At 55.7% G+C, this 21449-nt stretch carries 19 protein-coding genes; 16 read left to right on the forward strand and 3 right to left on the reverse strand.

The window, feature by feature from the left end:
- Positions 1 to 33: 33 nt before the first annotated feature.
- From essC to ABIE48_RS09555, 9 genes are all read left to right on the forward strand, one after another.
- On the forward strand, positions 34 to 4023 hold the full coding sequence (gene essC, locus ABIE48_RS09515) for a type VII secretion protein EssC (RefSeq protein ID WP_192714704.1): 3990 nt from the start codon (positions 34 to 36) through the stop codon (positions 4021 to 4023).
- 16 nt (positions 4024 to 4039) lie between these two features.
- Positions 4040 to 4855 (forward strand): hypothetical protein, encoded by an 816-nt coding sequence (locus ABIE48_RS09520; protein ID WP_145021738.1) that lies wholly within the window; start codon positions 4040 to 4042, stop codon positions 4853 to 4855.
- A gap of 17 nt (positions 4856 to 4872) precedes the next feature.
- Positions 4873 to 5928, forward strand: a complete 1056-nt coding sequence (locus ABIE48_RS09525; RefSeq protein WP_186325901.1) for a WXG100 family type VII secretion target — start codon at positions 4873 to 4875, stop codon at positions 5926 to 5928.
- Between the two features lie 125 nt (positions 5929 to 6053).
- Entirely contained in the window at positions 6054 to 6338 is a 285-nt protein-coding gene (locus ABIE48_RS09530; protein ID WP_076167866.1) for a DUF4176 domain-containing protein, read from the forward strand.
- An 83-nt stretch (positions 6339 to 6421) separates the two neighbouring features.
- Entirely contained in the window at positions 6422 to 6697 is a 276-nt protein-coding gene (locus ABIE48_RS09535; protein ID WP_076167864.1) for a WXG100 family type VII secretion target, read from the forward strand.
- A gap of 120 nt (positions 6698 to 6817) precedes the next feature.
- Positions 6818 to 8956, forward strand: a complete 2139-nt coding sequence (locus tag ABIE48_RS09540; protein WP_192714703.1) for a protein kinase family protein — start codon at positions 6818 to 6820, stop codon at positions 8954 to 8956.
- Between the two features lie 47 nt (positions 8957 to 9003).
- Positions 9004 to 9759, forward strand: coding sequence for a vWA domain-containing protein (locus tag ABIE48_RS09545; protein ID WP_076167860.1), 756 nt, complete (start codon positions 9004 to 9006; stop codon positions 9757 to 9759).
- Positions 9760 to 9772: 13 nt separating this feature from the next.
- The gene (locus ABIE48_RS09550) at positions 9773 to 10582 is read left to right on the forward strand and encodes a hypothetical protein (protein ID WP_240913011.1); all 810 of its coding nucleotides are present in this window, start codon (positions 9773 to 9775) and stop codon (positions 10580 to 10582) included.
- Between the two features lie 134 nt (positions 10583 to 10716).
- Positions 10717 to 11523 carry an SDR family oxidoreductase gene (locus tag ABIE48_RS09555; protein WP_076167858.1) on the forward strand — a complete coding sequence of 269 codons (807 nt, stop codon included), beginning with the start codon at positions 10717 to 10719 and terminating at the stop codon, positions 11521 to 11523.
- Positions 11524 to 11612: 89 nt separating this feature from the next.
- Here ABIE48_RS09555 and gluQRS read toward each other — a convergent pair whose 3' ends face one another.
- Positions 11613 to 12590, reverse strand: a complete 978-nt coding sequence (gene gluQRS / locus ABIE48_RS09560; RefSeq protein WP_192714702.1) for a tRNA glutamyl-Q(34) synthetase GluQRS — start codon at positions 12588 to 12590, stop codon at positions 11613 to 11615.
- A gap of 177 nt (positions 12591 to 12767) precedes the next feature.
- On the opposite strand from gluQRS, the gene hrpB reads away from it, so the two are divergent.
- Together hrpB and ABIE48_RS09570 are read left to right on the forward strand one after the other, a co-directional pair.
- Positions 12768 to 15275: an ATP-dependent helicase HrpB gene (gene hrpB, locus ABIE48_RS09565; RefSeq protein ID WP_192714701.1), complete on the forward strand. Its 2508-nt coding sequence runs from the start codon at positions 12768 to 12770 to the stop codon at positions 15273 to 15275.
- A 92-nt stretch (positions 15276 to 15367) separates the two neighbouring features.
- The gene (locus ABIE48_RS09570) at positions 15368 to 15934 is read left to right on the forward strand and encodes a general stress protein (RefSeq protein WP_145021723.1); all 567 of its coding nucleotides are present in this window, start codon (positions 15368 to 15370) and stop codon (positions 15932 to 15934) included.
- A gap of 43 nt (positions 15935 to 15977) precedes the next feature.
- Here the strand turns inward: ABIE48_RS09570 and ABIE48_RS09575 are convergent, their stop codons facing one another.
- Positions 15978 to 16265, reverse strand: a complete 288-nt coding sequence (locus ABIE48_RS09575) for a hypothetical protein (protein ID WP_192714700.1) — start codon at positions 16263 to 16265, stop codon at positions 15978 to 15980.
- Entirely contained in the window at positions 16219 to 16491 is a 273-nt protein-coding gene (locus ABIE48_RS09580) for a hypothetical protein (RefSeq protein WP_145021717.1), read from the reverse strand. The genes ABIE48_RS09575 and ABIE48_RS09580 overlap by 47 nt, the downstream gene beginning before the upstream one ends.
- A 355-nt stretch (positions 16492 to 16846) precedes the next feature.
- Here ABIE48_RS09580 and ABIE48_RS09585 point away from each other — a divergent pair, with 355 nt between their 5' ends.
- The 5 genes from ABIE48_RS09585 to ABIE48_RS09605 all read left to right on the forward strand — a co-directional run bounded on the left by ABIE48_RS09585 (position 16847) and on the right by ABIE48_RS09605 (position 21444).
- Positions 16847 to 17236 carry a DoxX family protein gene (locus ABIE48_RS09585; protein ID WP_192714699.1) on the forward strand — a complete coding sequence of 130 codons (390 nt, stop codon included), beginning with the start codon at positions 16847 to 16849 and terminating at the stop codon, positions 17234 to 17236.
- 145 nt (positions 17237 to 17381) lie between these two features.
- Positions 17382 to 18158 carry a pirin family protein gene (locus tag ABIE48_RS09590; protein ID WP_145021711.1) on the forward strand — a complete coding sequence of 259 codons (777 nt, stop codon included), beginning with the start codon at positions 17382 to 17384 and terminating at the stop codon, positions 18156 to 18158.
- A 165-nt stretch (positions 18159 to 18323) separates the two neighbouring features.
- Positions 18324 to 19487: an acyltransferase gene (locus ABIE48_RS09595; protein ID WP_192714698.1), complete on the forward strand. Its 1164-nt coding sequence runs from the start codon at positions 18324 to 18326 to the stop codon at positions 19485 to 19487.
- A 562-nt stretch (positions 19488 to 20049) separates the two neighbouring features.
- Positions 20050 to 20412 (forward strand): replication termination protein, encoded by a 363-nt coding sequence (locus ABIE48_RS09600; RefSeq protein WP_076169519.1) that lies wholly within the window; start codon positions 20050 to 20052, stop codon positions 20410 to 20412.
- 27 nt (positions 20413 to 20439) lie between these two features.
- Positions 20440 to 21444 carry a Gfo/Idh/MocA family protein gene (locus tag ABIE48_RS09605; RefSeq protein ID WP_192714697.1) on the forward strand — a complete coding sequence of 335 codons (1005 nt, stop codon included), beginning with the start codon at positions 20440 to 20442 and terminating at the stop codon, positions 21442 to 21444.
- Positions 21445 to 21449: the final 5 nt, after the last annotated feature.

Below are 21449 nucleotides of genomic sequence, written 5' to 3' on the forward strand. Positions count from 1 at the left end.
GATTTTGGATGCCAAAAGAGGGGTTGACGCATTATGAATGTGTTATATCAACGTTCGCCCAGAATCAAACCGACGATCAAGGAACAGCGGCTGGACATCCTGAGGCCGCCGGGCGAGCCGAGTAAACCATCATTTTCTTTGGTTTCGATCATCCTCCCGGCAGTGATGACCATCTTCAGTATCGGTTTGTTTATCTACATGAACCTTACAGGGAATATAGCGAACAACACGTACGTCATGTTTCAAATGGTTTCTGTTGTCATGATGCTTACATCATATACGATCCCTTTCATCGCTTATCTGGGAAACAAAAGGAAATATAAAGAACAGCTGAACGAACGCATCAGCATGTATTATGCGGAACTGGACAAGCTCAGGATGGAGCTTGCCGCAGGGCAGAAGGAACAAGTGGACGTGCTGTACGATATCCATGGAGACCCCGATGTCTGCTTTCATATCGTAAAAAACCGGAACAGTTCCTTGTGGGAACGTTCACCGGAAGACGACGACTTTCTGCATACGCGGATTGGTACCGGCAGCCTGCCGTTTCATACAAAGGTAAAGGCGCCGAAGCCCGAAGGCTACGTCAAGGATCCGCTCCTCGAAGCGGCGCAGTCGCTCGAAGAAGAGTTTCAGACTGTGCCGGGATCCTCTATCGTATTGCCGCTGTTTCAGGCTAAAGTCGTCGGGATCGTCGGCGATCGCGAGTCCGTCATGAACGCGCTTCGGGTGGTCGCCGTCCAGCTGGCCGTACGGCATTCGCCGGATGAGGTGAAGCTGGCGGCGTTTTATGAGGAGAAGGATGCCTTCGATTGGGATTGGATGAGATGGCTGCCCCATGTCTGGGATGAGGACAGATCATCGCGTTATATGGCGGACCGCCGCAGTAGCGCCCACCAGCTGGCAGATGAATTGTTTCAGCGGCTGGTAAGGCGCAAGACGTCCCGTGCTTTTTCCGGCCGGAAGACCGCAGCCCAGCTGCCGGCCTACGTTGTCGTTCTGGCGGGGAGCGGGCTGATCGAAGAAGAACCGCTCCTGCCACTGCTGCTGGAGGACGCTGCCGACGTCGATGCCTGCACGATCATTATATCGGACCGCAAGGAGAAGCTGCCGATGCAGTGCCAGCTGATCGTTGATATGTCCCAGGGGAGCGGCCAGTATTCGCTGAAACGGGAAGACGGTTCTTTTGAATTGCAAAGCTTTGAAGCCGATACGATTACGCTGGAAAAGGCGGACGCGCTCGCCCGCTATATGGCCCCGATCCGGCTTAAGCGTTCGTCGGCTTCGGAGATTCCATCCCTGCTGTCCTTGTTCGACATGCTTGGCCTGGAAGACATCCGGGCGTGGGATGTACGCAGCAGGTGGAGGCACAACCGTTATCCGGAGAGCTTTCCCGTTCCGATCGGCGTCCGGGCCGGGGGCAAAAAAGTCATGCTCAACATTCACGATAAGATCGAACGGAACGGTCACGGCCCTCACGGCCTGATTGCAGGCACGACGGGATCCGGCAAAAGCGAAGTGATTCAATCGATCGTCGCTTCCCTGGCTGCGGAATACCACCCGCATGACCTTGCATTCATGCTGATCGATTATAAGGGCGGCGGCATGTCCAACACGTTTAATCATCTTCCGCACGTTGTCGGAACGATCACGAATTTGAACAGCAGCCTGATCGAAAGAGCCAAGGTCTCGCTGAAGGCCGAGCTGGTCAGACGCCAGAAAATACTTAACGAATCGGGCAATCTGCAGCATATCGATGAATATTATAAGCTGCTTAGACAGCGGCAGGGACAACCCCTTCCGCATCTGGTCATTATTATAGATGAATTTGCCGAGCTGAAGCGGGACCAGCCCGAGTTTATGGATGAATTGATCAGCATAGCGGCAATCGGCCGCACGCTGGGCGTTCACCTGATTCTGGCCACCCAGAAGCCGGCGGGAGTCGTTGACGAGAAAATATGGAGCAATGCGAGGTTCCGCATCTGCCTCCGCGTTCAGGATGAAAGTGACAGCCGGGATATGCTGAAAATTCCAAATGCCGCCTGGATCACCAAACCGGGCAGGGGCTACCTTCAGGTTGGCAGTGACGAAGTGTTCGAGGAAATGCAGTTTGCATGGAGCGGGGCGCCTTATTTGGACCCTGAGGCCTCCCATGAGAAACGGGCGGTAAGCGAAGTCGGGCTTAATGGCAAGCGTGAATGCCTGTTGTCCGGAGGCATGAACGCGGCCGAAATGCTGATGCAGCAGCCGAAGCGACAGCTGCAGGTATTTATAGATCAGCTCGCCCGGACTGCGGAAGAAGAGGGAATTATCCGCCTGCAGGGCCCGTGGCTTCCGCCGCTTCCGGAGCATTTGGAGCTGGATGCCGTCATACAAGGGACGGATGCGGACAAAATGGATGACATCGCCGGCATAGCCGGCCTGATGGACGATCTACCGAACCAAAGCCAGAGGCTTCTGACCATCCCGATGCAGCAAGGACATTGGGCAGTGTACGGGATGCCGGGTCTCGGCAAATCGACCTTTGTCCAGTCCCTTCTGATGTCGCTGGCAAGATTGTACTCGCCGGCGGATTGGAACGGTTACGTTGTGGACATGGGCCGGGTCATGCGCGATTTTGCGGGGCTTCCCCACATCGGGGCGGTCATGACGGCCGAAGAGGAGGACCGGATCAAGAGGCTCTTCCGGTTTCTGATGAAGACGGCAGCCCACAGGAAAGAATTGTTCGCCGAAGCAGGCGTAAAGACGGCAGCCGCTTACAGACCGTTCCGTCCTGGTTTGCTGCCTCAACTGGTCATCGTCATTGACGGCTATTTGAACTTCCGCAACATCTACCCTGAGGAAAACGAAACGCTGGAGTTTCTCCTCCGTGAAGGAGCGGCTCTAGGCATGACATTTGTCGTTACGGCCAACCGGATTTCTGATATATTCGAGAAAGTGCGGAGCAGTCTGACGAACGCATTGACCTTCGAGCTGGCCGACTCCGCCGATTATTATTATGCTGTCGGCAGACCGGGACGGATACCGGGCAGTTTGCCGCCGGGAAGAGGTTTGGTGAAGGGGTACCAGCCGCCGCTGGAATTTCAGGCGGCTTTACCGGCCATTGGAAAAGATGAGGTGCAGCGTACGGAAGCGCTCCGAAACCGGATCCAGCTGATCCGCTCCCTGTACCCCGATCAGCAGGCTCCGGAGATCGGGAAGCTGCCTGACCGTGTCACGCTCAGGGAGCTGCTCCCGCCGGCAGCCGGTTACGACCGGGATATATTGAACGGCGGCAGCCTTAAGGTGCCGCTCGGGCTGGCAACCGATGACCTGGACCCTTTCGGGGTCGACTTGCAGGAAGGTCCGCATTTTATCGTAGCAAGTCCAATGGAAGGAGGAAAAACCTCCTTCCTGCTGAGCTGGATGCTGTCTCTCGCACACCGCTATCCGCCGGAAATGCTACAGATGTATACCATCGATACGCGTTATGGGAACCGCGGGCTGAGCCAATTGGCGGAACTTCCGCATATTCAGGCTAGCGCCAGCCGCGAGGAAGAGCTTGGACCGCTGATTCAGCGGTTGTATGAACAGGTCCAAGCCCGGAGTCCAGGCCAGGAAGCGCCAGCTGCCGTGCTTGTGATCGATGATGCGGACCTGTTGGCGAAACAGCTCCAGGATTTTACAGTGAAAGAGCAGTTGACGGCGATCGTCCGCCAGGGCCGCGACCGAAATGTGCATGTGATCGTTTCAGGCGTGCCAGCTGATTTACCGACGTTCGGCGCAGACTGGTTTAACGATATTAAATCCTGCCAAAGCGGATTTTTGTTCGGGACTTTAGACCCTAACGATTTATCGTTCTTTCGTATTCCGTTTTCGGAAGCGAGTCATACCCAGGGGAGCTTGAAAATCCTTCCGCCGGGACAGGGGTACTATATTAAACGGAAATATTTCAGGGTTAAGGCCGCAATTCCGTTTGATGACTATTGGAACAGCCATCGCTGGGTTGCCGAAATTCGCGACCGATGGCATGTTGTCGTTTGAGGGGAGGTGGCTCATAATGTTGACGATTCATGCTTCCAGACAGGACACCATTACACTTGATAATAAAGAATTCTTTTTTCTTGCCGGGATTCTCGGTTCGGACCGGCTTCTCGGCGTGGAAGACCCATTTCAAGGATATCTGGCCGAAGAGATCTCGGAAGAATGGGATATTGTGAAAGCCTCTTTGCTGGAAAAGGGTTACCTCATTGAGGAAGAGAACGGCATAGAATTGTCTATGCCGCCCAAAATCTTTTCCAGAGTGGCGATTGCCGGCTTGGCGCAGCGGTCCTGCTGGCTAAAATATGTTCAAAACGATGAAACGTTCGAAGGCTATCTTCATGTGACCAACGAGCGTGTCGTTCAAGTATGCAAATCCGCAGAGGACTGCCAGTACAAACTGGATGAGCTCGGGACCGTCGAGGAGGCCTGCCGCACGCTGGTGGAGGAAATGGACTTGAAAAACTTCGCGCCGATGGAGGCGCCGGCTTTGCTTCTCTCTAAAAAGAAGTTTGCCCATCTCTTCAGCCATACCTCGGAAATTCCGTTCGAAGAGCTCGGCGACCAGCTGGTAAAGGCAACAAACGATGTGGAAGGTTCTATCGCGCTTGCCAAATGCATGAAATACCGCACGGGTGAAGGTGAGCTGCAATTGTCGACTTGGACCGGCAGCGGCTGGGAGTCGCAAAATGCGGCGTTTATGGTCAATGACACGATGAACTGGCTCGTACGTATGAGCATCAAAGGGGATCAGGACTGGCTGACGGCCATTCCGGCGAGCAGGGAGCAATTTGAGGAAATGCTGCTTCAGTGGCTGAAGCAGCCTCAGAATTAAATGGAAGGTGAGAGTCCGTGCGTATTTCTGTTGAACCGGAGTCACTCCGGTCTTTAAGCCGTCAGTTAGATAGAGGCAGTGAACAAATTCGGGAAATGACGCTCGCCTTGAATCAGGCGCTTGGGAACTTTAGGGGAGAAGCGGCTTTCCCGCAATCCGTAATGGACGAATGGCAGTCCGCACACCGGCAAGGGGAACAGATCTATGCCATGCTGAAGGATATCGGCAAATGGATCGAATCCAAGGCATCCGAATTTCAAACCGCAGACGAGCAGCATCATTCCATTCTGAACGATACCTTGATGTACTCAAGGCCCGCACTCATGTTCCAGTCGGCGGCCGTCTCCGGGAGAGAACCGATTCTGCCTGGATATGGGCTGACAGACGGGACGGTTTCCAATCCGTTATCCGCTGTACAGGCCGTCCATGCCGAAGCGGGGGGCAGTTACTCGGGTTGGAACAGCCACGGGACGGCTGCCGCCGGAGCGGCGGCTGGGTTAGTGACTTTGATGGCTGGAGTTGTACTTCCTGCTGCTAAAGACGCGCGCTTGGGTTTAAACAAAAATGAGCATGCCGGAAGTGCCAAGTTTTTGCTGGAGCGGGCCGCTAACAATCCTACAGCCTGGAGGTTCATCGACCCCAAGGCAGCGGGCAAAATCCGAACCATGGGACAAGGACCGGGTGGCCATTCGGGAAATGAAGGCCCTCCGGGAACCGGAACAAAGCGTGAGCTTCAGCAGGAGAGCGGGGAAGAGGACAGGGCTCCCGGCCATCTCATGATCAATAACGGTATAGGTCTGGGTGCGATAGCTGGAAGTACGGCCATCGGGGCTGCGGTCGGATCCGTCGTTCCGGCAGCCGGAACCGCTGTAGGGGCATTTGTCGGTCTGGCCTCGAGTCTCGTCATTTCGGCTGTAACCGACATCGAAATCGCCGGTAAAACGCTGAGAACGCGTGCCTCAGGCGGGATGGACTTGGTGTCCGACTCCGTCAAGGCGGTTACCCATGGGGCGAGCATACTTGCGGACCAGGTGAAGGACAAGCTGAAATCGCTGGGCATGCGTTTTGCCTGAAACCGGATCCAGCAGTAGACGTGAAGTACCCTGTTATTTCTATCTGCATCTGATTCTATCACCGCCGTGATTACCGGCTGCTTACCCATGAAGAATACATACTTAAATGAGAGGACGGACAAGCGATGGATAATGGGACTCCTTCACAAGCTTTGCTTCCGCTCGGATCTGTGGTTCTTCTCAGAGGAGCACAGAAGAAGCTGATGATTTATGGACGTAAGCAGATTCATCAGGAAAACAATCAGATGTATGATTATTTGGGGGTCGTATATCCGGAAGGATATATTGATCCGAATTATACATTTTTGTTTAATCATGAAGATATCGACAGTATTGAATTCAAAGGCTTTTTTAACAGCGAAGAGGAAAAATTTCAAAAAATACTGTCGGAGGTATCCGCGACAAGCTAAGCCAAATGGCATTTGTGATGTGCAGCCAGAGTTTAAGATACCCGAGGAAAGCATAGGAAACCGATAAAAGAGGAGGGACCATCATGTCAGGACGTATTTTGATTTCACCGGAACAGGTGGAGGCGGTCGCCAATCAATTTAAGCAGAGCGGAGAGCAGAGCCAGCAGCTCGTAGCGAGCTTGTCCCAAGCGATCCAGGGGATGGAGGGGCAATGGGAAGGCCTGACGAAGCAGCGGTTTTTCCAGGAGTTTCAAGAAGCCGGCAGACAGATGCAGTCATTTGTCCAGATTCTGAACAGCATCAGCCATGAGCTTGGGGCCATTGCCCAGAAATTCCGCTCTATCGATGAAACGAGATAATTTTAGCCATTCAAGTTACGGTTCGTTTACAGTAGAATGAGATCGTAGGAATCATCAACCGGGTGTATTTACTCCCGGTTTTCTTGCAGTCCACAAAGTTTAAGTGAAAGGGGGGTGTCCATGTCTTTTCAACCGAATGCGGGAGATGAGATGGTTATTAACGGGGTGCTGTACCGCGTTGGCCAGCATCCTGCCGCTCCCGGGTTAGCTTATGCGCAGGCAGGAAGGCAGGGAATCGTCTATCAGCTGATTCCTGCCTGCGGGCAGCTTCATGAAGCCAAAGCACTAAAAGTGTTTTTTCCGAAGTATCGTATTCCTGCGATGGTGTACCAGTCCGAAATGATGGAAATGTACAGCGAAAGTCCGGGTTTGCAGGTCTGCAGACGAGACGTGCTCACTCCCGAAAGAAACGAAAGCCTGATTGCCGAGCATCCGGACCTGCTGTATGCGGTGCTCATGCCCTGGATATACGGGCATACCTGGTTCGATATTATGACCGACCAGCGGCGGCTGCTTCGCGGGGAGAGCCTCGCGCTGGCCAAAGGGCTGGCGGCCATCGGATCGGGGATGGAGCAGCGCGGCTTGGCGCACTGCGATTTGTCGGCACCCAATGTCATGCTTCCGTTTTTTTCTGAAGTGGAATTGCCGGAACCGCGAAGTGTGGTCGAACTGGTGGACATTGAGCAGATGTACAGCCCGAAGCTGGACAGGCCTGATGTGCTGCTGGCGGGTTCACCGGGGTATGCCGCGCACCGGACGGTGCAAAGCGGGTTGTGGAGCGGTTATGCCGACCGGTTCGCCGGTGCGGTCATCATTGCGGAAATGCTGGGTTGGTGCGATCCCCAAGTCGTGGAGAAGGCCTGGGGGGAAAGTTATTTTGATCAGCCTGAACTGCAAAATCCGTGCGAGCGGTACTTTATTCTGAAAAATTCCCTGGAACGGAACTGGGGAGCGAAGACGGCGGAGCTGTTTGCGCGGGCCTGGGAAAGCCAGGATTTGAGCAGCTGCCCGACGTTCGGCGAGTGGCTGGTGCTGCTGTCGACGATGACGGTGAACAGCGAAAACGCGGATGAAAGCGTTACGGAGAAACAGGATGCGGTTCAACCGGCGGAGTCTCCGGAGCCGTTGGTTTCCGCTTCCTCCCCAGCTTTGCGGCCGCCGGCGGTGCCCACTGCCAGAAGTTTCGTGGCAGCGGCCGCTGAGCGGGCGGCTGCCCTGACGAAGGGGGAAGAAGCCGCGTCCGGTGATCAGGATGTCGTCAACAGGCTGTTTCACCAGGCCAGAGAGCTCGAATCGAGTGGAAATCTAAGCGGTGCTCTGGAGGTGTACAAGTCCGCCCACCATTTTGTCAGCGAAGGCTCACCGATGGAGATCGAGCTGGAAGCTGCGATACGCGGACTGGAATCCGAGCTGAATCCGCCAGGCCCCGATCGGAAACAAGCCAAGGTCCCTTTTTACCAGTCGCGTAAATGGCTGACTTCGGCGGTGGTTGTCATCCTGCTTCTCGCCGGGACGGCGTTTGCCGTCAACCAAATCGTTGCCGACCATTCGCCAGGGAAGCACATGGAGGCGGGAGCCGGCACGAAGCCAGGCGGCGAGAAAGCTCCTGCGGTCCCGGATACAGCGCAAACGGATCAAAAGCAGGAGGAAGCGGACCGGCAGGCCGAGCTGCAGAAGCAGGAAGCCGCGCGGAAAGAGGAAGAAGCCCGAAAACAGGAAGAAGCCCGGAAACAGGCGGAAGCACAGCGCCTGCAGGCCGAGGCCGAGCAGAAAAAGCTTGAGGAGGCGCGCAAAGCCGAAGAGCGCAAGAAACTGCAGGATCAGTACGCGGTCCAAGCGAAATATGACGCCTATTTGCATCAGCAGGAAAAAGCAAAGAAAAAGGCTGCCGAGCGGAAAAAGCTGCAGGAAATGTACCAGAAGCAGGCGCAGTACGAAGCCTATCTTGCTTTTCAACAGCAGAAGGAAGCGAAGGCGAGGGCGGAAGCGGAAGCGGCCCGTAAAGCAGCCGAGGCGAAGGCGCAGCAGCTGAAGCAGAAGCGCTCCGGCCAGGTCGTCCAGCTGATCGCTTACTACAATCAGGCCTTTAACGCCCAGCGGGGCGGCAACATTGAACGAGCGCGCTCCTACGCTAAGGATTTCGCCAGCCTGTATGAACAGGATGCGGCGTATTTCAAGTCCGTCGGCAAGGTGGGAACCCGGGCGTCGGCTATCTACAAATTTCTGTCCAATGGCTCTTACTCGCTGCCTGACGTTTAGACATAGAAAATGACCAAGGATTATCTACAAAGGGGAGTTGTTTACTGATGAACTATACGATCCAGGCTTCCCAGCGGACTCCGGCGCTGATCATCTATCTGATCGACATCAGCGCATCCATGAATATGCTCATGGACGGCAAACGGCGCATCGACGTGGTGTACGAAGCACTGTCGCTTGCAATCCGCCAAATGGTGTACCGATCCACGAAAGGGAACCGGCTGACGCCCCGGTACCGGATTGCCATCCTGGCTTACAGTGACGACGTGTACGATCTGCTGAACGGGATCAAAGGGATCGACGAAATTGCAGCGGTCGGCTCCCTGCCGGACTTGACCCCGAAGCGGTTTTCGGATTCGGCCAAAGCTTTTCAGCAGGCAGAGAAAATATTGCAGGCCGAGCTGCCGCGCATGCAGGACTGTCCCGCTCCCCTCGTCTGCCACATGACGGACGGGGTGACGACCGGAGAGGATCCCGAGCCGATCGCAAGGCGCATCATGAGCATGAGCGTGCCTGACGGGAACGTGCTTGTGGAGAACATCTTCATTTCTGATCACATGCTCGATCAGCCGATTGCCCAGCCGCGCCGCTGGAGAGGCATCCTGCCGGATACCCTCCTTCATGATGAGCATGCGGTGAAGCTGAGAAACATGTCATCTCCGCTTCCGGAGAGCTATCGGGACATGCTGGTCGAAGCCGATTATCTGCTTGCCCCGGGGGCGCTGATGATGCTTCCGGGAAGTTGTGCGGAGCTGGTATCCATCGGTTTTCAAATGTCGGCGGCCACGCCGGTAAGAGCTTAGGAGGGATCCGCCTGTGAAAATAAATTCGGCAGCAACCGGTGACATGTTTACGTTTATCAGCTCCCAGGCCCAGGAGCAGCCGCTCGCTTCCCATTCGGGACGGGTACTGTGCAGGTACGCCTACGGACGGGCGATGGAGACGCTGCTGCAGGGAGAGAACGGACAGGATTTCGTCGGTGTGCAGACGTATGGTGACGTGTGCAACTTTGTGCTGTGTGACGGCGTCAGTATGAGCTATCAAGGTGATTTTGCCGCCCGTTTTCTCGGCAACACGCTGCTGGATTGGCTGGACCATACGCGGGACTGGTCTTCGGCCGGATTTACGGACTTCATGACGTCCATCACCGAATCGGCTTCGGCGCAGCTTCGGCGGTTAGCTCCGCCTGGCGGGGTCCCCTCCTTACTTCGGGAAGTGCTGGAGGACAAGCAGCGTATGGGCAGCCAATCCATGTATATTTGCGGGCGGATTGAGCTGCCTATAAGCAGAAAGAAGCAGGGGAGACTGTGGATGGCGTGGCAGGGAGACTCGCGGCTGCGCTTTTGGAAGGACGGTCTGGAAGTCAGCGAGCACTTTGATGACACCTTTCGGACCAATGAGCGGTGGTCCACGCTAACCGGTCCGGTCGGCGGCAAACCGCATGTGTACCAGACCCGGCTGGATTACGGCATGCCGATGCGCCTGCAGCTGTATACCGACGGGCTCGCCGATCTGGATCCGATCCATCAGGTGCTGCCGGACGAGCTGATCCAGATTTTGCTCGATGCGCCCCACACCGAAGGGCTTCAGGATGATGCCGCTTTTCTTGAATTGCAATGGTCGTAATGAACGGCTTGCTGCTGGTTGACCCTTTGCGGGTATAAAATTTGTTTGCTGCGCGATGATTAAGCTGACCTCCTTTATGGGTAATCTTGAGACAGATAACTATATTTGATGAGGATGAAAAAGGAGAGATAGCGATGAGTCAGCAGCAATACAACAGACAGCGATTTGAAGGGAAAACGGCGATTGTTACCGGCGCAGGCTCCGGCATCGGGAAAGCGGCGGCGATCAAACTGGCGCAGGAAGGCGCTAACGTGGCCTTATTTGATCTGATTAATGAACGGACTTCCAAGACGGAAGCGGAAATCAACGCGATCCGCGAAGGAGCGGCCCGCGCTTTTGACGTGGATACTTCCGATGCGGCCCGCGTGGAGAAGGCGGTGTTGGAAACCGCCGAGCTGTTCGGCTCCGTGGATGTGGTGTTCGCAAATGCAGGCATCAACGGCGTGCTGGCCCCGATTGAGGAAATGCAGCTGGAAGACTGGCAGCAGACGCTGAGCGTCAATCTGAACGGTACGTTTTTGACGGTGAAATACGCGATTCCGCATCTGAAAAAAAATGGCGGAAGCGTCATTATCACCAGCTCGATTAACGGCAACCGCACCTTCTCCAACTTCGGCATGTCGGCTTACAGCACGTCCAAGGCCGGGCAGGTCGCTTTCGCCAAAATGGCGGCGCTGGAGCTGGCCAAGTTCAAAATCCGCGTCAACGTCATTTGCCCCGGTGCGATCTCGACCAACATCGATCAAAGCACGGAGAAAACGGAAGAGCTGAAGGAAATCGTCATTCCGGTCAAGTTTCCGGAAGGAAGCCAGCCGCTCGCCGACGGTCCGGGTCAGCCGGAAGACGTGGCGGATCTGGTGGCCTTCCTGGCTTCGGACGAGTCTAAGCATATTACGGGAGCGCAGATCATTATTGATGGTGCGGAATCGCTGTTGGTTTAACAGCTTTTCGGTATATATAAAACGGCAGCTCAAGCGGTGAATGCCCTTGAGCTGCCGTTTTTGTTGCGCCCGTATCGTGGAACCCTTTATCATTCGTACAACCGGGCAAGGAGGTCTTCCGTAATGATGATCGGCTCGGCTGGAATGAGGCTCAAATCAAACCGGCCGATCAGCTCCTGGGGAGCGGCCGGGCCCGGCGTGGGCACGAGTCCGCCGATCCAGGCCAGCCAGCCAGTGAGCTTGGCCGGGGATACCCCTTGCTCCCGAAGCGCCGCCAGGCTCGTGTTCCCGTGCCGCTTCGCCAGGCGTTTACCGTCCGTTCCCATAAACAGGGGAACGTGGGCAAAGGCAGGAATCTCCCAGCCCAGCGCCTGGTAGAGCTGGATCTGCCGCGGCGTTGAATCCAGCAGGTCGGCGCCCCGCAGGACGTGCGTGACCTGCATCATGGCGTCGTCCACGACGACAGCCAGCTGGTAGGAAAACATGCCGTCCGCCCGCTTGACGATAAAGTCGCCGGTGGCTGCCGGGTCAAAGCTGTGCCGTCCGCTGACGCCGTCGATGAATGCCACCGGCTCCTCCCCGACCCGGTACCGGATGGACGGCTGCTTCAGCTTGGCCTTGGCTGCCCTTTCTTCCGGGCTGAGATTCCGGCAGGTGCCGGGATAGGCCGGCCCTTCCGCGGCGAGGCCGTGCGGTGCGCTGGCCGCGGACAGGAGATCGGCCCGGCTGCAGAAGCAGGTGTACAAGGCGCCCTGCTTCTGCAGCTTGTTCAAGGCGTCTTCGTAATGCAGGAGCCGTTCGCTTTGCGTATAGGGAGCATAGGGGCCGCCGACGTCGGGGCCCTCGTCCCAGTCGATGCCAAGCCAGCGCAGATCGTCCAGGATCTGCCGGGCCAAATGCGGCTTGGACCGGGGCTTGTCGATGTCTTCCATGCGGAGGATGAAGCTTCCGTGCCCGGAGCGGATTTGCAGCCAGGCCAGCAGGGCTGCCCAGGCGTTGCCGATATGCATTTCCCCGGAGGGGGTCGGGGCAAACCGTCCGCGCAGCTTCGGGTTGGTTGGGTTCATGATGCTGTCTCCTTTCCCCAATCATCAGTCAGGTCGGTCAATCCGAATGGATACATTTTATAGCAAACCTGAATAGATATCCAGCGCATGCAGGCTTTATAATAGAGGGATACAGCGTAGTCGGGTGATCGTCTGGGCCCGATCCTTACCTTACATAAAGAGAAAACGGGTGGAATTATGACAGAATTGGAGCTGCCGGTACTTCAGGTCATGCCGGAGCTGAAAGAAATATTGAACCGTCGCACGTCGGCGCTGCTTATTGCCGAGCCGGGGGCAGGCAAAACGACCCAAACCCCGCTCGCCTTCCTCCATGAAAGCTGGCTGGACGGCCAAAAAATCGTCATGCTGGAGCCGCGCAGGCTTGCGGCCCGGTCGGCCGCTGCTTATATGGCCTCGCAGCTGGGCGAGAAGGTCGGCCAAACCGTCGGCTACCGGGTCCGGATGGACAGCAAGACCAGCGCGTCCACACGGATCGAAGTCGTGACGGAAGGAATATTGACGCGCATGCTGCAGCGCGATCCGGAGCTTGGCGGCGTCGGGATGATCATCTTTGACGAGTTTCATGAGCGCAACATTCATGGCGACCTGGGGCTGGCGCTTGCGCTGGAATCCCAGGCGGTCCTGCGGGAGGACCTGCGCCTGCTGATCATGTCGGCCACGCTGGAAGCAGAGCCGGTAGCCACGCTGCTGGGCGGAGCGCCGGTCGTTCACTGCGCGGGCAGGCAGTATCCAGTCGAGACGGTCTATGCCCCGCCGGCGGCGGGAACCCCGCTTCATCAGGCCGTGGCTGCGGTCGTTACGAGGGCCTTGTCCGCCCATGACGGGGACATGCTCGTGTTCCTTCCCGGCGCAAGGGAGATCGGCCAGGTTCGCCGGGAACTCGAGCAGAGGGGGCTGCCCGCGGGCTGTGTGATCCGTCCGCTGCACGGCCAGCTCCCGCAGCAGGAGCAGGATGAAGCCGTAGCTCCGGACAGGCAGGGGCGCCGGAAGATCATCCTCAGCACCTCGATCGCGGAAACGAGTTTGACGATCAAAGGGGTTACGATCGTGGTCGACGCCGGGTTGATGCGGACGCAGATGTTTTCTCCGCGGACCGGCATGTCCGGACTCACAACGGTCAAGGTGTCCAAGGCGTCGGCAGATCAGCGCAGAGGCCGTGCCGGGCGTACGATGCGGGGGACCGCCTACCGGCTGTGGAGCCGGGAAGAGCAGGACTTTCTGCCGGAGCGGAGCACGCCGGAGATTCTGCAGACCGATCTGGCCCCGCTGGCGCTTGAGCTTGCAGCCTGGGGAGTGAAAGACCCGCTCAGCCTGCAGTGGCTTGATCCGCCGCCCGCAGCGGCGTATGGGCAGGCGGTAGAGCTGTTGAAGCGCCTGGGAGCCCTTGATAGCGGAGGCGGGATCACCGGACTGGGGAAAAAGATGTCCGCAGCCGGGATGCATCCCCGTCTGTCGCGGATGGTGCTGCTGGGTGCCGCGCAGGGACATGGGATGCTGGCGGCCATATTGGCAGCCCTTTTGCAGGAACGGGATCTGTTCCAGGGACAAAGTATGGACCGGGACGTCGATATCCGGAAGCGGGCCGAAGCCGTAGCTGCATGGATGCGCGGCGGCCGGGGGGCGCTGTCCGGCCTTGCGGACGAAGGGCGAATCCGCCGTATTGAGCAGGAAATCCGCGGTATCCGCGCTTCAATGGATTTGGATGCCGGTGCGGCGATCAACGAGGAATACGCGGGTCCGCTGCTCTCCTTGGCCTATCCCGACCGGATCGGACAGAACCGGGGTAACGGCAGGTTTCTGCTGACTTCGGGCAGGGGGGTAGAAATCGGACAGGTTCAGCTGCTGAGCCGTGCGCCGTATATCGTGGCAGCCAGCGTGGATGACGCCAAAGGGGCGGAGGGCCGGGTGCTTCTGGCCGCACCTCTTCCGGAGGAGGAGCTGTTCACTCTTCATCAGGACGGCATCATCCGGGAAGGAGCGATCGCCTGGGACCGGCAAATCCAGGGGGTTAAAGCAAGGCAGGTGACGAGACTGGGAGCAGTCATCCTCCGTGAATCACCGGACCCCGCGCCGCCGTCAGAGGCCGTAGCCGAAGCACTGCTGGACGGCATTGCCGTCGAGGGTCTGGATATCCTGCCGTGGAACAAGTCGTCAACACAGCTTCGGCAGCGTCTGCAATTCATGCATCTGATGCATGCCGACTGGCCGGATTTTTCCGGAGAGACCCTCTCTGGGACTCTGCGGGAGTGGCTTCAGCCATACCTGCACGGGATGAAGAAAAAGAGCGATCTGCAGCGGCTGCATATGTCCACCGTCCTGGAACAGAGCCTGACGTGGGAGCAGCGGAAGCAGCTGGATGAGGAGGCGCCGACGCACATCATCGTACCGAGCGGTTCGCGAATCCCGGTGGACTATAGCGACCCGGCCAAGCCGGTGCTTGCCGTGAAGCTTCAAGAAATGTTCGGATGGCATGAAACGCCGCGCATCGGCAGGGGGAAGGTGCCGCTAACCCTGCACCTGTTGTCCCCGGCTCAGCGGCCGGTGCAGGTGACTTCGGACCTGGCCAGCTTTTGGAAGCAGGGGTATTTTGACGTCAAAAAGGATCTCAAAGGCCGCTATCCCAAGCATTACTGGCCGGACGACCCGCTCGAGGCTGTTCCGACAAGGAGAACCAGGCCCCAATAAATTTATGGCCTCACATTCGGTTTATTGTTGTTTGCAAACCTCTGGGCAGGGGTAATAGAAGGCATAACAACAATGAATGGAGGGTGAACATGATGGATCATGGCAAAAAAATTGTTGGCGTTTTTGAGAGTGAGCAGGAAGCGTCCCGGGCGATCACCGAGCTGCAGGATTTCGGATTCCCGCCTGAGGATATTTCCGTCGTAACGAGGGACCGGGAAGATTTGCAGACGATTACGGAAGATACCGGTACGAAGGCGCCGGAAGGCGTGGCCGCCGGTGCAGCCACGGGCGGTATGCTCGGCGGCGTGGCCGGACTGCTGGCGGGGATCGGCGCACTGGCCATCCCGGGAATCGGGCCGATTCTTGCGGCAGGCCCGATTGCCGCGACGCTTGCCGGTGCTGCGGTAGGTGCCGGTGCCGGCGGACTCGTCGGCGGCTTGATCGGCCTGGGCATTCCGGAGGACGAGGCTAAAGAGTACGAAACTTATGTGGATAAGGGTAAAATTTTGGTCATCGTCGATGCCAAAGGACGCGACCGTGACATCTACGACGTGTTCAACCGAAACCGTTCGCTGAATGCCGAGCGCTATAACAGGGATCTCGGGCTGGTGACCGACGATACCGCTTCCTTGACCGATGACGATCACGTTCGCCCGTAATGGCATAAAAAGACGGCTCCTTCAGGGGGCCGTTTTTTTGCGTTTAGACCATTTTTACGGCCTTATAAGCCCATTTCAGGTCCTGCTCCCACTGTGCCGAAGCGTCAGGCAAAATCCAGGCTTTACTGACGCAGTACTCGGTAAGCTGCTGTAAAAATTCAAAAGCCGTCCGCAGCTCTCTGGCTATGCTGTCCTGGATATGCGGTGGATTTTCCAGCAGGCACTGGGCGAGGATAGAAATCCGGACTTGCGTATCCTGCATCAGATCGGCTGCAATATACTGGTCATTGAGCGCCTTTAGGCCGGTCAGGCTCTCCAGGAGGGGATTCATGGTCGTCACCTGCTTGGAATGAGGATGAAATCGCTTGGTTTTGCCGGTAAAAAACATCGTGGAGCTGTTCGAGCAGCGATTTGCGCATTTGGGCGCTGATTTTCAGCAGATCGATGAGAGCAGGGTCGGAAACGAGCTGCGCCAAGGTCTCGGACTTGATGATGCCCAGCGTCTCATGCCTGATCAGTTTTTGCCAGGAGGCGTTTGGAATAGGACTTTCCGTCATCCTATGGCTGCCGTCCATCATTAGCCCCCCTCTTTTTTGGAATATTGTTGTCTGGATCGTAAAAAGATATGCACCGAATGGGTTCACTTTGTTTATGCTCCTAAGGACGCCAAGAAACTTGTAAATCGGGTGTTGACAAAAAACGAATTATGAATTATCTTAAATTTAAGATATTCACCAAACAGAAATGAGGCTGATCTAATGCAGCGGTTATGCCGGTATTAGCGGGTTGAATGAAGGAAGTTTGTTAGAAGTTACAGCGGATGGTTGGCAGTTTGGATAAGGATGATGCTTTTTTTTAGCTTATTGTCTCAATATTAAGAAAATTAAATTTAAAAAATGGAGGATGTTAAAAATGATTGCATGGGGATTGTTGATTATTCGTTTGGTGATTGGACTTACGTTTGCCGGGCATGGCGCGCAGAAGCTGTTCGGCTGGTTTGGCGGAGGCGGCTTGAAAGGGACGGCCGGGTGGCTTGCATCGATGAACTTGAAGCCGGCTTTCCTGCTGGCGCTGGTTACGGGGATCTTTGAATTTGCAGGTGGATTGCTGTTTGCTGCGGGGATCTGGACTCCGCTTGCGGCGATCATGATTGCTGTAACGATGATCGGCGCCATCGTCACCGTCCATGGCAAAAACGGATTTTGGGCGACCTCGAACGGATTTGAGTATAATCTGATCCTGATCGCCGCGGTCGTCGGCGTGGCATTGACCGGTCCGGGTGCATACAGCCTGTTCCAGTAAGGACAGCTATCGTAAAATATATAAGGTCGGGTGTGTATACTCCATTAAATTGGGTGTTTCGCTAGTAACGGATACGCAAGTCAATCATTTAGATGAATCGTGATTGATGTAAATTTAACACAAGGATTGAAAGGATGGGATGAGCATGCATGTACGGCGCTATTTGCCCTCGATGCAGGGACGCGGAGAATTTGACGGAGGAAAGATCACAGAGCAGAAGCCGATCGGTTTCCCCGGGGAGGGATCGGTCATAAACCGGATCGGCCCGCTGTTTTATTGGGCATGGGCCCACACTCCGGAAGAAGGACATATTCCTCTTCATCCCCATTTTGGATTTGAAATTATGACGTACGTCATCCAAGGAAAGGCTGAACACGGGGATTCCCTCGGTACCCGCAGCACGGTTGGTTCCGGCGGAGCCCAGCTCATCCGGGCGGGGTCCGGAGTCAGCCATGAAGAGCGTCTGATCGGTCCGGACATGGAGAGCTTTCAAATTTGGTTTGAGCCGGATCTGAAAGTATCGAACAAGCGGGAACCGTCTTACGAGCAATGGGAGCACGAACAGTTTCCGGTAACGGAAACCGCCGGCGGCACCGTGAAGCAGATTGTAGGGGGAGACGCTCCGCTTAAGCTCAGCGTGGATGCCGGAATGTGGGACGTTCAGCTGGAAGCCGGCGGCACCTACAGCCACCCCCTTCGCAAGGGCCGGGCGCTGACCGCGCTCGCACTTCGGGGCGGCGGCCGCTGGAGCGGTGAGCTTCCGGGCGTACATGACGAAATGTTTGATCCACGCGACTTTATGCTGCTGAGCACAGATCATGACGAAGAAATCACGGTTCAGGCCCAGGATGGCCCGCTTCGGATGCTGCTGATTGAAATTCCGGAACGCGTGGATTACTCGCTGCTCCCTAAACGCTATTAACGATGCGGCCTCGGTACGTATTATCAGCCAGGCTGTAAGTTCCAAAGAACGCTTTGCCAATTCTTTCTGGCAGGCGTTCTTTTTTTCGTTTAGGATGGAAAAGGGTAAAGTAAAGAAAATGAGCTGTGGTCAGGAAAGTGATCTTTTTTGCACCAGGAGGAAGGTATGTCAAAGAAAGCGAGAATACAGGAAATAGAACTGCTGCGGGGGTTGGCCTTCTTGGCTGTGGCCATGCAGCATGCGATCGCCCACTACTCCATCGTCGGCGGGGTGGCAATGGAGGACGGGGTTATCATGACGCTGCTGCTGATGGCGGCTAAGTTTGCGGTGCCCGTTTTCATTTTTATTACCGGGATGGTGCTGTTCTATAATTATGACGGACCGCTGCAGTACGGCGTTTTTATGCGAAAAAGGTTCAGCGATGTACTGGTTCCCTACATCTTGTGGTCGGCTGTTTATTTTGGCATCAGTCAGCAATGGAACTTCGGGTCACCCGAACAATGGGGGAAATGGGCGATGATGCTGTTCACCGGTAAGAACAGTTATCATTTATGGTATGTGGTCATGATCATGCAGTTTTATTTGCTGTTCCCTGTCTTTCGGATGCTGATCCGCCGGATCATGCAGGCTGCTCCGTATCGATTGTGGACGGCCCTGCTGGTGCTCTGCGGTTTGGCTTATCTGGTGCTGCTGTACTTCCGGCCGGATATCAGCGCTCTGCTGACAAAAGCGGATATCCCGTTTCTGACACCGTTTTTTACGGCTTACGCCGATCGTAACTTCGTCTACTTCATGTTTTATTTCATACTTGGGGCGGCAGCGGGTCTGTACCCCGAACGGTGGAGATGGGCGGTAGAGAAAGGCGGAGTAATTTATACGGCTGTCTTTTGGATCTTGTTCGGATATTTTACTTATATGCTGGTGGCCAGCTTCCAAACGGCGGACGGGCTGAACATAAATTTTAATTCGGTTTCGCTGCTGCGTCCGTTGATCGCCGTGTTTCTGGTAAGCTCGGTTTTCGTCATTTACAGATACGCGCTCCAATGGACTCGTCAGGCAGGTCCGCATGCGCAGCGGGCGATGTCCCTGCTCGGTAAATATTCGTACGGCACTTATCTGGCTCATGCCCTCATGCTGCGCTATACGTATTCTTTTGATGCCTGGTGGTTTGCCGGATGGAACGTGGCAGTGAGGATGCTGATATCTTTCATCATTTGCGTGCTGCTGTCTTATCTCCTCATTGTGGTTTTATCTTACCTGCCATTCGGCAAGTGGACGGCTGGGGTCTCTTCCTTGAGAAAAAAAACAAGCCCGCCCAAAGCAGCCTGATTCCACTAAGCTGATCCGGCGATCCACCAACGCGAGTGGACAAGCATCCCAACAGCCCGGCATCGCCAGCGATAAATCGCACCTTACGACCCAATAGCTTAAACACCTTGTATCATTAAAAAGCTTTGAATTCTCAAAAAGCCTTGAGTTCTGCCTCGGCGGATCCAAGGCTTATTTATTTGCCAACCTCATGATGATACAATTTCAATATATGAAAAATTCACAATAGAATAAACCCAATACGTACCGAATCTTGCACCTTTGGAGCCATTCTGCCATGCCCGGCGTACTTAACTCATCCAGGTCCAGGTAAAAAGGAAGGCGCCAAACCGACTTAGACCGTTCCAGACCGATCTACTCTGATCCAAAACGGACCCGGAAAACGGTTCAATCCCGTTTCACGGTATTCATTTCACGGTATTCTCAGTAAGCCCCTTGTATTTAATTTGCCGCAGTTTCTCCCAAAGTGAAACCTTCATGCTATGCGATTTGGAAAATAGTCGTTTATAATGGAGGTAAATTGGTTAATGAAGGAAATAGGGAAGAAAGTGAGGAAGCTGGCATGGCCTTTATGATTGCCCAGCGGGCATTTATTAAAGCTTACCTGATTACGATGGTGGAGCAGCACCGCGGATATGGTTATCAGATGCTGGAGGAGCTGAGACAGGAGTTTAAGAGCTACGGCTATTCTCCCCCGCAGAGCGAAATTTACCGTGCCCTGCACGAACTGGTGCAGGAAGGCATTTTCTACCGGACCAAGCAGCTGAAGGGCAGCGATCCGCGGGTGGATTTTCAGGAAATCGTATTGTACCACTTTACAGACGATGGGGCCGAGAAGGCCAAGCTGTATAAGAAACAGGTCAAAACCGATCTGGACCGCTGTCTTGGCATTCTGCACAAGGCGGTTAACGACAATTACCAATAAGACCCGGAAGGGAAGGAGGCGTAGGGGATGCAGGAAAAGCTGCGTTTTGGGGTTTTAAGCACGGCCAGTATCGCGAGAAGCGCTTTTATTCCCGGCGTCCAGAACGCCAGACGCGCCGAGATTGCGGCGGTGGCCAGCCGGGATTACGCCAAAGCCAAAGATACGGCGGAACAGTTTGATATACCGAAGGCATATGGAACCTACGAAGAACTGCTGAACGATCCCGATATTGATGCGGTCTATATTCCACTTCCCAACCATTTGCATAAAGAGTGGACGATCAAGGCGGCAAAAGCCGGCAAGCACGTGCTGTGCGAGAAGCCATCTGCGCTCAGCCCCGAAGAAGTTTCCGAAATGGTCGAAGCATGCAGGGAAGCGGGGGTGATTTTCTCCGAAGCGTTTATGTACCGGTATCATCCGAAGCATCGCAGGGTCCGGGAAATCATCGAGGAAGGCGAGATCGGCCAGATCCGGGCCATTCACGGGTGCTTCACGTACAACCACATCGAAAATAAGGAGAACGTGCGGTACAAAAAAACGATGGGCGGCGGGGCCATCTATGATGTTGGCGGCTACCCGATTTCGGCGGCTCGTATGATCCTTGGCGAGGAGCCGCTGGCCGTGTCGGTTCAGGCGCTGTTTTCGGAGGAACACGATCATGTGGACGTCATGGCAACCGGTCTGGTGGAGTTTCCGAACGACGTCGGGCTGACCTTTGACTGCGGCATGTGGGCCGCGCCCCGGTGCACGCTGGAGATCGTTGGGTCGCAAGGACGGATCGAGCTGCCGGTTGCATTTGGCTGGGAGCAGAGCGAGGAGCCTGCCCAGATTATCGTCCATGTTGGGGATCAGCGGCGGGAGGAACGTTTCGGTGTACTGAGCCATTTCATGCTGGAGGCCGACGCCTTTGCCGCAGCAGTATTGGACGGAACGCCGCTCCCTTATCCTCCGGAAGATGCGGTACGGAACATGAAGGTTGTGGAAGCGTGCTTGAAGTCAGCCGAGACGAAACAGAAGGTCTTCCTGCAGTAAGCGTT

Origin of the sequence: Paenibacillus sp. OAE614 (assembly GCF_040546645.1) — a bacterium.
Taxonomy (GTDB): domain Bacteria; phylum Bacillota; class Bacilli; order Paenibacillales; family Paenibacillaceae; genus Paenibacillus_AQ; species Paenibacillus_AQ favisporus.

Excerpts from the sequence above, each read along its gene's own strand:
- ABIE48_RS09605 (WP_192714697.1), top strand. The coding sequence starts at position 20,440 with ATGCAGGAAAAGCTGCGTTTTGGGGTTTTAAGCACGGCCAGTATCGCG.
- essC (WP_192714704.1), top strand. The coding sequence starts at position 34 with ATGAATGTGTTATATCAACGTTCGCCCAGAATCAAACCGACGATCAAG.
- gluQRS (WP_192714702.1), bottom strand. The coding sequence starts at position 12,590 with ATGAACCCAACCAACCCGAAGCTGCGCGGACGGTTTGCCCCGACCCCC.
- ABIE48_RS09555 (WP_076167858.1), top strand. The coding sequence starts at position 10,717 with ATGAGTCAGCAGCAATACAACAGACAGCGATTTGAAGGGAAAACGGCG.
- ABIE48_RS09580 (WP_145021717.1), bottom strand. The coding sequence starts at position 16,491 with ATGACGGAAAGTCCTATTCCAAACGCCTCCTGGCAAAAACTGATCAGG.
- ABIE48_RS09530 (WP_076167866.1), top strand. The coding sequence starts at position 6,054 with ATGGATAATGGGACTCCTTCACAAGCTTTGCTTCCGCTCGGATCTGTG.
- ABIE48_RS09575 (WP_192714700.1), bottom strand. The coding sequence starts at position 16,265 with ATGAATCCCCTCCTGGAGAGCCTGACCGGCCTAAAGGCGCTCAATGAC.
- ABIE48_RS09520 (WP_145021738.1), top strand. The coding sequence starts at position 4,040 with ATGTTGACGATTCATGCTTCCAGACAGGACACCATTACACTTGATAAT.
- ABIE48_RS09545 (WP_076167860.1), top strand. The coding sequence starts at position 9,004 with ATGAACTATACGATCCAGGCTTCCCAGCGGACTCCGGCGCTGATCATC.
- ABIE48_RS09585 (WP_192714699.1), top strand. The coding sequence starts at position 16,847 with ATGATTGCATGGGGATTGTTGATTATTCGTTTGGTGATTGGACTTACG.
- hrpB (WP_192714701.1), top strand. The coding sequence starts at position 12,768 with ATGACAGAATTGGAGCTGCCGGTACTTCAGGTCATGCCGGAGCTGAAA.
- ABIE48_RS09535 (WP_076167864.1), top strand. The coding sequence starts at position 6,422 with ATGTCAGGACGTATTTTGATTTCACCGGAACAGGTGGAGGCGGTCGCC.
- ABIE48_RS09540 (WP_192714703.1), top strand. The coding sequence starts at position 6,818 with ATGTCTTTTCAACCGAATGCGGGAGATGAGATGGTTATTAACGGGGTG.
- ABIE48_RS09600 (WP_076169519.1), top strand. The coding sequence starts at position 20,050 with ATGGCCTTTATGATTGCCCAGCGGGCATTTATTAAAGCTTACCTGATT.
- ABIE48_RS09570 (WP_145021723.1), top strand. The coding sequence starts at position 15,368 with ATGGATCATGGCAAAAAAATTGTTGGCGTTTTTGAGAGTGAGCAGGAA.
- ABIE48_RS09590 (WP_145021711.1), top strand. The coding sequence starts at position 17,382 with ATGCATGTACGGCGCTATTTGCCCTCGATGCAGGGACGCGGAGAATTT.
- ABIE48_RS09595 (WP_192714698.1), top strand. The coding sequence starts at position 18,324 with ATGTCAAAGAAAGCGAGAATACAGGAAATAGAACTGCTGCGGGGGTTG.